This window comes from Spirillospora sp. NPDC052242 (assembly GCF_040679555.1).
Taxonomy (GTDB): Bacteria; Actinomycetota; Actinomycetes; order Streptosporangiales; family Streptosporangiaceae; genus Spirillospora.
On sequence record NZ_JBFAUZ010000012.1, the window covers coordinates 23,670 to 37,184 of the forward strand.

The window sequence follows — 13,515 nt, forward strand, 5'->3', positions numbered from 1 at the left end:
GCCGTCAGCCGTCGTCCAGGAGTCCGGCGCGGTGCGCGAGGATCGCGGCCTGCACGCGGTTGGTCAGCGCCAGCTTCGCCAGGATGCGGCTGACGTGCGTCTTCACCGTCGCCTCGCTCATGTGCAGGGCGGCGGCGATGTCGGTGTTGGACAGGCCGCCGCCGACCGCGACCAGGACCTCCCGCTCCTTGGCGGTGAGGACGTCGAGGCGCCGTTCGGCTTCGGCGCGCCCGGTGTCGGCGAACCGGCGCAGCAGCCGCCGCGTCACCTTCGGGGACAGCATCGCGTCGCCGCGCGCGGCGCTGCGGACGGCGGCGAGCATCTCCTCGCCCGAGGCGTCCTTCAGCAGGAACCCGACCGCGCCGTGCCGCAGCGCGGTCCGCACGTACTCGTCGAGGTCGAACGTCGTCAGCACGACGACGGGGTACCGGGGCGCGAGCCGCGCGGTGGCGGCCAGGCCGTCGGCGCGCGGCATCCGGATGTCCATCAGGATGACGTCCGGGTCGCGGGCCCGCGCCCGCCGGACCGCCTCCTCGCCGTCGGACGCCTCGTCCACGACGGTGATGTCGGGCGCCGCGCCGAGGATGGTGCGCAGCATCGCGCGGACCATCCACTCGTCGTCGACGACCAGGACGCGGATCACGGCGCCGCCTCGCGCAGCGGCACCTCGGCCGCGACCTCGAACCCGCCGTCCGGGGTCGGCCGCGCGGTCAGCTCGCCGCCGACGAGCCGGACCCGCTCGGCGACGCCGAGCAGCCCGTGGTCGCCGCCCGGCAGCACCCCCGCCGCCGCCGGGCGCGGGCCCGGCGGGCCGTTCGTCACCGAAAGCCGCAGCGACCCGGGCGACCGGACGACCCGCACGACCGTCCGCGCGTTCCCGGCGTGCTTGTGCACGTTGGTGAGCGCCTCCTGCACCACGCGGTAGGCGGCGTGCTCCACGAGGGCGGGCGCCGGCTCGCCCGTCCCGTCCTCCGCCTCGAGCGTGACCGGCATGCCGATGCGGCGCGACTCGGCGACCAGCTCCGGCAGGTCGTCGAGGCCGCGCTGCGGCGCCAGCGGCGCGTCCCCGGTCCGCAGCACCTCGACCAGCGCGCGCAGCTCCGCCAGCGCCTCGCGGCCGATCCCGCCGATCCGGCGGCCGATGGCGAGGGCGTCGCGGCCCTCCGCCGCCTCGAGCGCCGTCGTGTGCAGCACCATCAGCGCGACGCGGTGCGTGACGACGTCGTGCATGTCCCGGGCGATCTGGGCGCGCTCCTCGGCGCGGGCCGCCAGCACCCGCCGGTGCTGCTCGCGCTCGGCGCGCTCGACCCGTTCCCGCATCCCGGCGATCAGCTCCCGGCGGGTGCCGACGTAGAGCCCGAGCAGCGCCGGGGCGACGCAGACCGCCGCGGTGAGCGGCGCCGCGGCGTCCGGGCCGCCGACGCGCCAGAACGGCAGGCCGACCAGCAGGACGGCCGGGACCGTGCGCGCCATCGTCCCCCGCCACGACCGGGTGCGCTCCCCGACGGTGTACTGCGCGAGCAGCAGCGGGGTGAACGCGCCGGTGGTGAGCCAGCCCGCCGCCGCGGCCGCCAGCAGCACGTCCGGGCGGCGGCGCCGCCACCAGGCCGCGGCGCCCGCCAGGACGCCCAGCACGATCGCGCACCACAGCGGCGGGTGCCACGACGTGTACGCGAGGTCGGTGTCGCCGAACGAGCCGCCCGAGCCGCCGTCGCCGGACGCGACCGCGGCGGCGACGACGACGGCGGCGAGCGCGTCCCGCTTCATGAACGCCCACGATAACCGCGGCCCGCCCGCCCGGGATCGGCAGAAAGTTGTACGTGGGCGCCATCCTTCCACCGACCCGGCCGCGCGGATCGGCCGATGCGCGGGCGTCCCCGCCGCGGCGACGCTGGGCGCATGTCCGCACCGACGCCCCCACCGACCAGGCGTCCCCTCCACTACGCCTTCGCGGCGTACGGGACGGTCGCCGCCCTCGCCTTCCAGACCGTCCCCGATCCCAAGTACCCGTTGATGCAGACGATCGCGACCGGCGGGTACCTCGTGGCGGCCGCGCTGCTGGTCGTCCTCGCGCTCGGCGGCGCCCGCCGGACCCTGATCGGGTTCCACCTCGGGTTCCTGCCCGTCCAGTTCCTCTTCCTGTTCGGCGGCTCGCAGGCGCCGCTGGCGGGCATGCTGTTCGGCGCGCTGACCGTCGCGGTCATGCGGCCCCGCTTCCCGATGCTGAAGCGGACGTCGCGCCGGGTGTGGCTCACCCTGCACGTCGGGGTGAGCGTCGGCTGGCTCGGGCTGGCGACCGCGATGTCGACGCTCGCCGTGGCGGGGGCGACCGCCGACGGGCACGCCGTCCGGCACGGCGCCTACGTGCTCATGCACGTGTTCGACCTGGCGATCGTCATCCCCAGCGTCGCGCTCGCGATCATCACCGGGCTCGTCGTCTCGCTGGGCACCAAGTGGGGCCTGGTCCGGCACTGGTGGGTCCTGCTGAAGTTCGCGATCTCGCTGGTCATCCCGGTCGTCGCGACGGTGCAGAGCGGCTGGATCGAGGAGCTGGAGCACCGCACGCTCGACCCGGCGGGCGACCCCGGCGGGCTCGGCGTCGTCCTCGTCTGCTGCATGCTCGGCTACACGGCGCTGCTGTGGACGGCCGTCGTGCTCTCGGTCGTGAAGCCGGGCGGCCGGACCCGCTGGGGGCGGGCGGGCGCCGGCGAGCCCGCCCGCCGGCCGGTGCCCGCCGCGCGGCGGCTCAGTTGAGGTTGCCCTCCATGCCGCTGTAGATCTCGGTCGCCTCGCAGAAGGCGGCGCCGAACTCCGCGGCGACGCCCATCGCCTCGTCGATCTTCCGCAGGTCGGACGGGTCGCAGTCGAAGGCGTCCCGGTGCCGGGCGAGGTTCGCGCGGGCCCCGGCGACCTCGGGTGCCGGGACCAGGCCGCCGACCATGTAGTTGCCGGTTACGGTGCCGTCGGGGAGCGGCCAGTCCAGGCCGGGGAACTCCTCGCGGAGCAGCCCGGTGAGCGCCGCCGGGGCGGTGAAGCCCTCGTCCGCGACGCGCGCGTCGGCGCAGAGCGCGGTGGGCCAGGTGCGGCCGCGCGACATCCAGCCCGGCAGCAGCGCGGCGGCGAACGTCAGCAGGTTGAACGGCACCTCGCTCGCCAGGATCTCGGCGGCGTCGAACTCCCGCCCGTCCGGGTGGCGGACGGTCCGCCTCCCCTCGCGGAGGGCGATCGCCGCGCCGCGCAGGATCCGCAGGGCCGTGCCCATGGCCGCGGCGAGCCGCTCGTCGTCCGGCAGCCGCCCGCCGGTGTCGGGCGTGACGCGCGCCGCCAGCGCCGGGTCGATGCGGTCGATCATCTCCCGCGCGAGCGCGTCGACCTCGCCGCTCGGCGTCGCGAGGTACCGCCGGACGTCCTCGGCGATCCCCTCGATCGCGTCGCCGACGATGAAGAACGGACGTCCCCACACGTGCAGCCCGGAGTCGAACGCGACGCCGTCCAGATCGCGGGTCGCCTCGAGCACGCCGAGCGCCCACGCCTTGGCGCGGAAGCGCGTCTTGCGGATCTCGACCGCCCGCGCGATCAGGTCGTCGATGCCGTCGGCGTCCCCGTGCCCGGCGATGTACGGCAGCAGGCGGCCTTCGACCAGCGCCATGTCGACCGGGTGGAAGCTCGTGTCATAACCCATGATCGGTAAGCGTAGGGGGCGGAGGCGACGTTTCCGGTATGCCCGTCACGGGCCGCCCAGCGCGATGTCGTCGGGGCCCGCCACGGGCGCGGACGCCTCGCCGAGTTCGACGTCCGCGCCGATCGGGGTGGCCTCCAGCACGTCGTGCAGGAGGTCGACGACCGTCCGGAACGCCGACCGGCCCGGCGGGGTGCGCCGCCGCAGGTCGGCGAGGACGCCCAGGTCGGCGGCGGTCAGCTCGTCGAGCGGACGGACGGCCGGTGCGGCGGCGGCCCGCACGGCCTCGTCCACGAGGGTCACGGCGTCGCGGCCGGCCGCGTGCACGGTGCCGTCCGGGGTCGCCCAGACGGCGCGGGCGGGCAGCCCGGACAGCGGGCGCGGGCCCGGGACGGGCTCCAGCGTGGCGGCGTCCGCGTACCAGGCGGTCCCCGGGGTGTACAGCCGGGACGGCGAGGCGCCGAGCAGTTCCCCGGTCGCGGGCAGGTGGACGACGGCGCCGACGGACTCGTGGAGGTGCGGCGTGAGCGCCGCGATGTCGCGCAGGCCGCCGTCCGGCGTGCACGCGATGAGGCGCCCGTCGGTGAACAGGCGGTCCGGTGCGGTGAAGCAGCCGGGGGTCGTCGGCGCCCAGGGGGAGCCCTGCCGGGCATGGCCGTTCTCCGAGTCGGCGACGACCCGCCCGTCCGGTTCGATGACGACGATCCGCAGCGGGGCGCGGCTGTGGAACGCGACCCGCCCGCTCACCGGATCGGCGAACACCTCGTACGACCAGGCGAAGGTGACCGGGTCGACGCTGTGGTTCGGGGGGAAGGCGGTGAGGAACGGCAGGTCGGCCGTGGTCAGCGGCCCGTCCGGGGACGGGCGCCCGGCGCGGTCGAACCGGTGCAGGCGCACCTTCCGGTCGCCGGTGAGGGCCGCGGCGACGAAGCCGCCGGGGACGGGCGCCAGGTGGGTGACGCGGTCGTCGACCGGCAGCCGCTCCATCCGCCCGTCCGCGAACGGCAGCCACCAGACGTTCCGCTCGTCGTGCTCGGGGGCGATCGCGGCGCCGTGCTCGGTGAGGGCGAACCGCGGCGTGCCGCCGTCGACGACGTGCCGTCCGGCGAAGGTCGCGACGCCGCCGTCCAGCGTGAAGACCTGAACAGTGCAGGGGTCGGTCGGCTGCGCCCGGCCGACGTGCGCGACGACCATGAACCGGGCGTCGGGCGAGAAGGCGCCCGCCTCCACCAGCCCGCTCACCGGCACGGTCCGGCGGTCGGCGTCCGCGACCACCGCGACGTGCGCGTGGAGGCGGGACGGGGCCGCGCGGAGCAGCGCGAGGACCCGGCGGTCCGCCGGGGCGGGCCGCCAGCCGGCGGGGAGGGCGCGGGCGACGGCGGCGGCGTCGGCGAGCGGGAGCCGCTTGGCCAGCCGCCACGCCTCCTCCCACCGGCGGTTCTCGAGCAGGGCGTGCGCGAGGTCGCGGCGCTCCCCGACGCCGAGGCCGGCGCCCCGGTCGCGGTCGGCGACGACGCGGACGGCGTCCAGGTCGCCCGCGCGGAGCATCGCCTCCCGCATCCGCTCCCGGCGGGGCCCGCCGGCCGTCGCGTAGGCCCGCGCGAGGTGCGTCCCGTCGGGGTCGAGCGCGCGGTACCGGGCGTGGCGCCCGGTGACGAGGAACAGTTCGGCGAGCGCCGCCGGATCGTGGGGGAGGTCGTCGCGGCCGGCGAGGACGGCCGCGAGCGGGGCGCCGGGCCCGGCGTCGAGGGCGGCGGCGAGCGCGTCGCGCAGCAGGTCCGGGTCGGTCGTCCGCGCGAGCAGGTCCCGCGCGATCGTCCCGAGCGGGTGGTCCTCGACGAGCGCGGCGGCGAGCAGGGCGGCGCGCTCGCCGCCGGGGCGGGTGCCGCCGCCGAGCGCCACCAGGCTCCGCGCCCGCCGGTCGCCGCGCGCGGGACGGCGCCACGACCGCAGCGCCCGGAGCAGTTCGTCGTGGGGGTCGCGGTCGAGCCAGCGGGCCCACAGCGCGTCGATCACGCCCTGGTCGCCGCTGTCGCCCGCCTTCCGCAGCCGCTCCCAGGCCGGTCCCTGGAAGCCGTCCCGGACGGCCCGCGCCAGCAGCCGTTCGCGCCGCCCCGATCGCATGGTCCGTACGGTAATCCGGGCCGGCGCGCGGGGCCACGGGGATCCGCCCGGGATGGGCCCTACCGGTGGGTAGGTCGGCATCGTTACGATCGGCGGACGGTTCGCCCCCCAGGAGGTACAGATGTCTCGTCTGTCCGAACTCGTTCCGCCCGCGGTCGTCGGCGGCGTGCTGCGCGGCGTGTTCGCGCTGCCGGACCCCGTCCGCCGCGTGATCGCGGGGGCGCCGGTGCGCCGGGACGGGCAGCGGCTCGCGCTGGACGCGCAGCTCCTCCTGACGCTGTCGCGGCTGGAGCAGCGCAACCTGGGCGGCGGGCGGCCCGCGGACGCCCGCCGCGGCATGGAGCGGTCGAACAAGCTGCTCGTCCGGTCCCTGCCGCGGCCGGTGAAGACCCGCGACGTCGCCGCCGGGGACGTCCCGGCGCGGCTGTACACCCCGGCCGGGCTGGCGGAGGGCTCGCCGCTGCTGGTCTTCTACCACGGCGGCGGCTGGGTCATCGGCGACCTCGACACCCACGACTCGGTGTGCCGGTACCTCGCGGTGAACGCGGAGGCGCGGGTGCTGTCGGTCGGGTACCGGCTCGCGCCCGAGCACCGGTACCCGGCGGCGGTGGAGGACGCCCTGGAGGCGTGGGCGTACGCGGTGGAGCACGCCCGCGAGCTGGGCGCCGACCCGGACGCGATCGCGGTCGGCGGGGACAGCGCGGGCGGGAACCTCGCCGCGGTCGTCGGGCTGCGCGCCGAGCGCCGCCCGGACTTCGCGCTGCTGTTCTACCCGGCGACCGACATGTCGGTCCGGCGGCGGTCCCGCGAGCTGTTCGCCGAGGGGTTCATGCTCACCGACGCCGACATGGTGTGGTTCAGCGACCACTACTGCCCGGACGAGGAGCGCCGCAAGGAGCCGGACGCGTCGCCGCTGCTCGCCGGCGACGTCGCCGGGTTCCCGCCGACCTACCTGGTGACGGCCGGGTTCGACCCGCTGCGGGACGAGGGCGAAGAGTTCGCGAAGCGGCTCTCCGGCGCCGGGGTGCCGGTCGCGCTGCGGCGGCAGGACGACCTGATCCACGGCTTCGCGAACATGTGGGGCCTCGGCGGCCGGTTCCGCGAGGCGATGGCGGAGGCCGCCGGGGCGCTGCGCACCGGCGTGGCGCGGGCCCGGCTCCGCTGACGGAGACCGGGCCCGGGCCGGGAGGACGGCGCAGGGCGCAGAGGCGCAGGGTTCAGAGGCGCAGGGTTCAGAGCTGCAGCCCGGTGAAGACCATCACCTTCTCCTCGGTGTAGTCCTCCATCGCCGACCGCAGCCCCTCCCGGCCGACGCCCGAGTCCTTCACGCCGCCGTACGGCATCTGGTCGGCCCGGTAGGACGGGACGTCGCCGATGACGACGCCGCCGACCTCGAGCTCGCGGTGCGCGCGGAACGCGACGTCGATGCTGCGGGTGAAGATGCCCGCCTGGAGCCCGAACTTGGAGTCGTTGACCCGCTCGAACGCCTCGTCCACGCCGTCCACCGGCTGGACGAGCATGACCGGGCCGAACACCTCCTCGCGGGACACCTTGGCGTCGTCCGGGACGTCGGCGAGCAGCGTCGGCGCGTACGCGGCGCCCTCCCGGGTGCCGCCCGCGAGGACCTTCGCGCCCGCCGCGACGGCCTCGTCCACCCACGCCTCGACGCGTTCGGCGGCCTCCTGGCTGACCAGCGGCCCCACCTGCGTCTTGTCGTCCCACGGGTCGCCGGTCACGAGGCTCTCGACGTTCTCCACCAGCTTCGGCAGGAACTCCTCGTAGACGGAGCGGTCGACGTAGACGCGCTGCACGGCGATGCAGCTCTGCCCCGCCTGGTAGTTGGCGAACAGGCCGATCCGCTTCGCGGCCCAGTCGAGGTCGGCGTCCGGCAGGACGACCGCGGCGCCGTTCCCGCCGAGCTCCAGCGTGACGTGCTTGCGCGGCGCCCGGTCCTTGATCGCCCATCCGACCGGGACGGACCCGGTGAACGACACGATCGGCAGCCGCGGGTCGTCGACGAGGTCGGACGCGCGGTCGTTCGGCACCGTCAGCACCGACCACATCCCGGCGGGCAGGTCGGTCTCGGCGAGCAGCTCGCCGAGCAGCAGCGCCGACAGCGGGGTGGCGGGGGCGGGCTTCAGCACGATCGGGGTGCCGGCCGCGATCGCCGGGGCGATCTTGTGGGCGGCGAGGTTGAGCGGGAAGTTGAACGGGGAGATGCCGAGCACCGGGCCCTTGGGGACGCGGGTGATGTAGGCCATCCGGCCCTCGGCGGCGGGGTCGGTGTCGAGCCGCTGGGTGGTCGCGCTGAAGCGGCGGGCCTCCTCGGCGGCGAACCGGAACGTGGAGACCGCGCGGGCGACCTCGCCGCGCGCCCACAGCAGCGGCTTGCCGTTCTCGCCGGTGATCAGCCGGGCGACCTCCTCGGACCGCTCGGCGAGCCGGGCGGACACGTGCGCGAGCGCCTCGGCGCGGACGTGCAGCGGCAGCGCCGCCGCGTCCCGGCGCACCGCGTCGGCGGCCGCGACCGCCTCCTCCACCTGCGCGGGGGTCGGCACCGCGACGGTCCCGACGACGCGGCCGTCGTAGGGGTGCGTCACGGTCAGTTCGCCGTCACCGGTCTCGGGCCGGCCGGCCAGCCAGAATGGGGTCGCGTTCATGCCTTCACGCTATCTCCGGAGGCCCCGCTGGGGAGTCTCCGACATGGCGAATCCGGTCGCCCTCGTTGGCCGCGACGGCGAACGCGACCCACAGTTCGGCGCGGACGGCCGGGTCGTCCAGGTCGCGGCCCAGGACCTCGGCCGCCTTGCGCAGCCGCGACCGGAGGGTGTGCCGGTGCACGCCGAGCGCCCGCGCGGCCGTCTCGCCCTGCCCGTTGGCCTGGACGTACGCGCGCACCGAGCCGTCCAGCCGTTCGGCGCGCAGCGGGGCGAGCAGCGCCTCCGCGAAGGCGCGCGCGGGGCCGGGGTCGAGCACCCCCAGCACGCCCTGCCCCGGCAGGTCGGCGTGGTGCATGGCGGGCACGTTCCCGCGGACCGCCGCGGCGAGCGCCTCCTCGGCCTCCCGCAACGCCTCCCCGAGCGCCGCGGCGGCGCCGGGCGGACGGCCGCCGCCCGGGCCGCCGTCCTCGGCGTCGAGGGGACCGGCGGTACCGCTGACGCCGACCGGGGCGACGCCCGCGAGCAGGGCCGTGACGGTCGCGACGGCGGCCTCTGGGACGATCACCGCGACGTGTCCGCGCAGCGGCAGCGGCAGGCAGCGTTCGCCCGCCGGGTCGGATTCGAGCGCGTCCAGTACCGCGCCCGCGCCGCCCTTCGCGGGCGTCGCGCACGCCAGCACCCGCACCGGCCCGTGCGGCACCGCGCCGCCGCCGGCGGGCCGCCCGAGCAGCACCCCCGCCAGCGCCGCCCGCAGGTCGCGGGCGGTGCGCGGGGTCTCCGACTGCAGCGTGAGCAGCGCGACCGCCGCGCCCACGATGGTGTGCGCCGCCGGCGGCAGCGGCTCGCCCGTCCCGACGGCGAGGAACCCGCGCGGCCGCCCGCCGAGCCCGATCCGCTGCACCGCGATGTGCTCGCCGGGCAGCGACAGCGCCAGGCTCGCCGGGGACCCGTCCGGGGCGCCCCGGTCCGCGGGCGGGCGGCGGCGCAGCCGCGCCAGCTCGGGCGCGAGCTCCTCCGCGTGCGCGCGGGCGCGCGCGGGCTCGGCGTGCCGGACGTCCCCGGCGGCGTCGAGCAGCAGCGCCCAGCCGCCGAGGAGGCGCGCGAGCCGCGCGACGAGCCGTCCGGGCCCGGCGAGCGCGGCGCGCGTCAGCTCCCGCTGCGCCTGGAACGCGCGGGTGACGTCCTCGTACCATTCGGCGGCGAGCAGCCGGGAGACGGCCTTGCCGATCGCGATGAACGGGACCGGGCGCGGCACCTCCAGCACCGCCAGGCCCTGCGCGCGGGCCGCGGCGAGCAGCTCGTCCGGGACGGCCGGGTGGATGACGCCGACCCCGAAGCCGAGCCCGGCGACGCCGCGCCCCACCAGCCGCGCGACGTAGTCGGCCGCGTTGCGCGGGGTGAGCCGCATGCCCGTGGTGAGCACCAGCTCGCCGCCCTCCAGGAACGGCGTCGGGTCCTCCAGCTCGCTGACCGCGACCCACAGGACGGGCGTGTCCGGCGGCGGCCCGGTCGGGGACGTCAGCCCGAGCTGCGGGATCGCCGCCACGGCGGCCAGGCTGGGCGGCACGGCGCTCCCTGCGGCTCGTGGGCGGTCAATGTCCGAGGCGTCCAATCGGGACGGCGCGATTCGCCGCCCCGTACGTTCATCCTAGGCGCGGGCGCGGCCTAGATTCGGCGCATGGGCAGTCGGGCCGAGAGGTTCGCGAGCCGGAGTTCTCGCCCGTGACCGGAGTGCTCGGGCCGCCTCCGGGACGTACGCGAAGGCCGCCGGCCCCCGCTTGGGCGGGTCGGCGGCCTTCGCGCGCGGTCAGCCGACCCGGTGCCGGTCCGCGGACCACTCCCGGACGTCCGCCCGCGCGAGCAGCCGACCCGGGACGAGCAGCGCGAGCCCCCCGAGCACCATGCGTCCGACCATGACGAGCGTGTCGCGCACGTCGCCGTTGTCGTCGGAGAAGAACATGAGGCCGAAGAGGACGGACGCCGCCAGCAGGATGCCTCCGAGGGCCGTGCAGGCGTTGACCATGAACGTGATCGCCGTCGGGCCGCCCGCCCAGACGCGGACCAGCCACGCCGCCACGGCCAGCACCCACACGACCGCGATCGCCGCTCCGCCGAGGTCGCCGGTCTCCAGCGCGGTGTAGACCATGGCGACGACCCAGAAGACCGCGAGGAACACCACGCTCGCCGCGACCTTCACCGGACGGGCGCGTCCCGCGGGCACCGGGCGTCCCTTGGGCCGGTAGACGCCGGGGGCGAACGCCCTCAGCGCGCCGTCGAGCTCCCGCCACTCGACCGTCCACGGGATCCCCTGCGGATCGACCCGGTGCAGCCCGGCGGCGTCGAACACCAGCCTGCGCGGCCGGATCACCCGCCACCACAGCGGCAGCGGGAAGAGCCCGAGCAGGACGGACGCCGCCCCGAACAGGATCGAGACGTCCCGGGAGCCCTCCATCCCGTCGCCGACGGCGGCGTAGAAGATCACGTAGACGCCGAGCACGAAGAACACCGCGCCGGTCGTGGCCAGGAATCGGGTGCGGAGGCTGCCGATGCGGAGTGACACCGCGTCGCGGGCGGGACGGACATCGCCGGGCATGCGGCCGAACGATAGATCAGCGCCAACGGCCGGTACACCCCTCGATCAGCGGCCCTGCCCGCGGGCCTTGGACCATTCGCGGACGTCCGCGCGGGCGAGCAGGCGCCCGGCGGTGAAGACGGCGGCGCCGGGCAGCAGGAGGAGCAGGATCACCCAGTCCTCGCCCGGGTCGGGGGGATGGCCGCCGCTGTAACCCGCGGCGGCGATGAGGAGGACGCCGAGGAACAGGACCGCGCCGAGGAGCGGGGCGAACCTGGCCATCTGGCCGGTGGCGAGCGGGCCGCCCAGCCAGATGCGGGCGAGCCACAGCGTGAACGCCGCCGTCCAGAGGGCGCCCATCGCGACGGTCCGGGTGGAGGCGTCGTCGAGGACGGCGGCCGTCATCGCGGCGGACCAGCAGAGCGCGAGGAGCGACACGCCGGCCGTCACCGCCCGCGGGCGTCGGGGGACGGGGACCCGCGTGCCCGGGGTGCGGTACATCCCGGGCGCGAACCGGGCGAGTCCGTCGTCGATCGGGCCGACGACCCGGTGGGCGTGGCCGAACGGCAGGCGGTAGGCGACGCCCGGGGCGCCCGCCTCCGCGACGGCCAGATGCTCCATCTCCGGGTGGGCGTCGCGGAACTCCGGGTCCGCCGGGTACAGCAGGAGGTTCACCGCGGACGCCACCCGCGGCGCGCCGGTGTCGGGCTCCGGACTGCTCAGGCGCACGCGCGACAGCTCCGCCCACCGCACCGCCCACGGGCTCCCGTCCGGGTCGTCCCAGCGCATCCCGGACGCGTCGAGCACCAGCCGGCGGCGCCGGAACGCGACCCGCCACATCAGCAGGGGGAGGACGCCGATCAGCGAGAACACGGCGCCGATCAGGAACGCCGCCACGCGGGCGCCCGTGCCGCCGTCGACGCCGCCGGTGACCGCGGCGGCGATCGCGACGACGCCGAAGAAGCCCGCGACCGCCATGCCGACGACCAGCTGCCGTGCGTGGACGTCCGCGACGTCGACGGTCACCGAGTCCGGGGGGCCGGCCGAGTCCATGATGATCGAAGTTAGACGACTTCTCCCGGCCGGTCGACCGCGCCCGTCAGCGCGGTTCGAGCGACGCCGGGTACAGCTCGGCGAGGATGTCGTACGACTTCAGCCGGTCGGCGTGGTCGAACACCTGCGTGACGACCATGACCTCGTCCACGCCCGTCCGCGCGACCAGCTCGTCCAGTTGCCGCCGGACGCTCTCCGGCCCGCCGATCACCTGGTCCGCCATCCGGGACTGGACGATCTGGCGCTCCAGCGGCGTGTACGGGTGGGCGGCCGTCTCCTCCGGGCTCGGCAGCGGGCCCGGGTTCCCCTGCCGCAGCCGCAGGAACGACAGCGCCTGCGGCGCCGCGAGCTCGCGGGCCCGCTCGTCCGACTCGGCCGCCGTGACGCCGACCCCGATCATCGAGTACGGCTGCTCCAGGGCGCCGGGGCGGAACGACTCGCGGTACAGGGACAGCGCGGGGATCGTGTTCTCGGCGCTGAAGTGGTGCGCGAACGCGAACGGCAGGCCCAGCAGGCCCGCGAGCTTCGCGCTGTAGCCGCTGGACCCCAGCAGCCAGATGGGCGGCTCGTTCCCGGCCGCCGGCGTCACCGTGCTCTTGTCGTCGAAGTAGTTCCGCAGCTCGATGACCTGCTCGGGGAAGTCGTCCACCGACAGGGAGTCGGGGGAGCGGCGCAGGGCGCGCGCGGTGGCCTGGTCGGTGCCGGGGGCCCGGCCGAGGCCGAGGTCGATGCGGCCGGGAAAGAGGGCCTCGAGGGTGCCGAACTGCTCCGCCACCACCATCGGGGCGTGGTTCGGCAGCATGATGCCGCCCGAGCCGACGCGCATCGCCGACGTCGCCGCCGCGACCTGCCCGATCAGCACCGCCGTCGCCGAGCTGGCGATGCCCGGCATCGCGTGGTGCTCGGCGAGCCAGTACCGGTGGAAGCCGAGCCGCTCGGCGCGCCGGGCCAGGTCCAGGGTGTTGCGCAGCGCATCCGCGGAGGTGGAGCCGCTGACGACGGGGGCGAGATCGAGAACAGACAAACGGACGGTCATGAACAGTGACAACCCGCCCGGAGCCCGGCGTCTTCCCGGTCGGGCCTCCGCTCAGGCCGTGACGGCCGCCACGACGACCGCGGTCACCGCGCCGATGACCACGGGCACGGTGATGGCGAGCCACGACCAGTTCACGAGTGTGCGCGCGCGCTCGGGATCGTCCGCGAACCGTTCCTCGGCGCGGGCGTACAGGAGGGCGGAGACGAAGAGCAGGGGGAGGAAGGCGAACATCGTCAGGAGGCCGAGGACGAAGGCGACCGTCTGCCCGAAGCGGGTGTAGGCGCCGTCGGGGCCGATGCCGAACGCGAGACGGGGAGCCGCCGGGGCGAGGGCGGCCGAGCGGGGAGCTGCTGCTGCTGTCATGGCGCGCGTTCCCATCACTAGAAAGCGA

At 76.2% G+C, this 13,515-nt stretch carries 12 protein-coding genes; 2 read left to right on the top strand and 10 right to left on the bottom strand.

Going from position 1 to position 13,515, the window contains the following annotated elements; genetic code table 11:
- Positions 1 to 4 precede the first annotated feature (4 nt).
- Complete coding sequence (locus AB0L25_RS12195) at positions 5 to 643, bottom strand: response regulator (protein ID WP_500171257.1); 639 nt, start codon at positions 641 to 643, stop codon at positions 5 to 7.
- Complete coding sequence (locus tag AB0L25_RS12200) at positions 640 to 1,767, bottom strand: sensor histidine kinase (RefSeq protein WP_500171259.1); 1,128 nt, start codon at positions 1,765 to 1,767, stop codon at positions 640 to 642. Before AB0L25_RS12200 ends, AB0L25_RS12195 begins: the two co-directional genes overlap by 4 nt.
- 132 nt (positions 1,768 to 1,899) lie before the next feature.
- Between AB0L25_RS12200 and AB0L25_RS12205 the strand changes: the two genes are divergently transcribed.
- Positions 1,900 to 2,754, top strand: a complete 855-nt coding sequence (locus AB0L25_RS12205; RefSeq protein ID WP_500171261.1) for a hypothetical protein — start codon at positions 1,900 to 1,902, stop codon at positions 2,752 to 2,754.
- On the opposite strand, the gene AB0L25_RS12210 is transcribed toward AB0L25_RS12205, so the two are convergent.
- Together AB0L25_RS12210 and AB0L25_RS12215 are read right to left on the bottom strand one after the other, a co-directional pair.
- Positions 2,747 to 3,682, bottom strand: a complete 936-nt coding sequence (locus AB0L25_RS12210) for a hypothetical protein (RefSeq protein WP_500171263.1) — start codon at positions 3,680 to 3,682, stop codon at positions 2,747 to 2,749. The genes AB0L25_RS12205 and AB0L25_RS12210 overlap by 8 nt on opposite strands.
- Before the next feature lie 45 nt (positions 3,683 to 3,727).
- On the bottom strand, positions 3,728 to 5,803 hold the full coding sequence (locus tag AB0L25_RS12215; protein WP_500171264.1) for a hypothetical protein: 2,076 nt from the start codon (positions 5,801 to 5,803) through the stop codon (positions 3,728 to 3,730).
- A 121-nt stretch (positions 5,804 to 5,924) separates the two neighbouring features.
- On the opposite strand from AB0L25_RS12215, the gene AB0L25_RS12220 reads away from it, so the two are divergent.
- Positions 5,925 to 6,968 carry an alpha/beta hydrolase gene (locus tag AB0L25_RS12220; protein ID WP_500171266.1) on the top strand — a complete coding sequence of 348 codons (1,044 nt, stop codon included), beginning with the start codon at positions 5,925 to 5,927 and terminating at the stop codon, positions 6,966 to 6,968.
- A 67-nt stretch (positions 6,969 to 7,035) separates the two neighbouring features.
- On the opposite strand, the gene AB0L25_RS12225 is transcribed toward AB0L25_RS12220, so the two are convergent.
- The 6 genes from AB0L25_RS12225 to AB0L25_RS12250 form a co-directional block, all read right to left on the bottom strand.
- Entirely contained in the window at positions 7,036 to 8,463 is a 1,428-nt protein-coding gene (locus tag AB0L25_RS12225; RefSeq protein ID WP_500171268.1) for an aldehyde dehydrogenase family protein, read from the bottom strand.
- Positions 8,464 to 8,467: 4 nt separating this feature from the next.
- Complete coding sequence (locus tag AB0L25_RS12230; RefSeq protein ID WP_500171270.1) at positions 8,468 to 10,030, bottom strand: PucR family transcriptional regulator ligand-binding domain-containing protein; 1,563 nt, start codon at positions 10,028 to 10,030, stop codon at positions 8,468 to 8,470.
- Between the two features lie 240 nt (positions 10,031 to 10,270).
- Positions 10,271 to 11,056 carry a hypothetical protein gene (locus tag AB0L25_RS12235; protein WP_500171271.1) on the bottom strand — a complete coding sequence of 262 codons (786 nt, stop codon included), beginning with the start codon at positions 11,054 to 11,056 and terminating at the stop codon, positions 10,271 to 10,273.
- A gap of 45 nt (positions 11,057 to 11,101) precedes the next feature.
- Positions 11,102 to 12,088: a hypothetical protein gene (locus AB0L25_RS12240; RefSeq protein WP_500171272.1), complete on the bottom strand. Its 987-nt coding sequence runs from the start codon at positions 12,086 to 12,088 to the stop codon at positions 11,102 to 11,104.
- A 46-nt stretch (positions 12,089 to 12,134) separates the two neighbouring features.
- Entirely contained in the window at positions 12,135 to 13,112 is a 978-nt protein-coding gene (locus tag AB0L25_RS12245) for an LLM class flavin-dependent oxidoreductase (protein WP_500171273.1), read from the bottom strand.
- A 63-nt stretch (positions 13,113 to 13,175) separates the two neighbouring features.
- Entirely contained in the window at positions 13,176 to 13,487 is a 312-nt protein-coding gene (locus AB0L25_RS12250) for a hypothetical protein (RefSeq protein ID WP_500171275.1), read from the bottom strand.
- Between the last annotated feature and the right edge of the window lie 28 nt (positions 13,488 to 13,515).

Excerpts from the sequence above, each read along its gene's own strand:
- AB0L25_RS12200 (WP_500171259.1), bottom strand. The coding sequence starts at position 1,767 with ATGAAGCGGGACGCGCTCGCCGCCGTCGTCGTCGCCGCCGCGGTCGCG.
- AB0L25_RS12240 (WP_500171272.1), bottom strand. The coding sequence starts at position 12,088 with ATGGACTCGGCCGGCCCCCCGGACTCGGTGACCGTCGACGTCGCGGAC.
- AB0L25_RS12205 (WP_500171261.1), top strand. The coding sequence starts at position 1,900 with ATGTCCGCACCGACGCCCCCACCGACCAGGCGTCCCCTCCACTACGCC.
- AB0L25_RS12250 (WP_500171275.1), bottom strand. The coding sequence starts at position 13,487 with ATGACAGCAGCAGCAGCTCCCCGCTCGGCCGCCCTCGCCCCGGCGGCT.
- AB0L25_RS12215 (WP_500171264.1), bottom strand. The coding sequence starts at position 5,803 with ATGCGATCGGGGCGGCGCGAACGGCTGCTGGCGCGGGCCGTCCGGGAC.
- AB0L25_RS12210 (WP_500171263.1), bottom strand. The coding sequence starts at position 3,682 with ATGGGTTATGACACGAGCTTCCACCCGGTCGACATGGCGCTGGTCGAA.
- AB0L25_RS12235 (WP_500171271.1), bottom strand. The coding sequence starts at position 11,056 with ATGCCCGGCGATGTCCGTCCCGCCCGCGACGCGGTGTCACTCCGCATC.
- AB0L25_RS12225 (WP_500171268.1), bottom strand. The coding sequence starts at position 8,463 with ATGAACGCGACCCCATTCTGGCTGGCCGGCCGGCCCGAGACCGGTGAC.
- AB0L25_RS12220 (WP_500171266.1), top strand. The coding sequence starts at position 5,925 with ATGTCTCGTCTGTCCGAACTCGTTCCGCCCGCGGTCGTCGGCGGCGTG.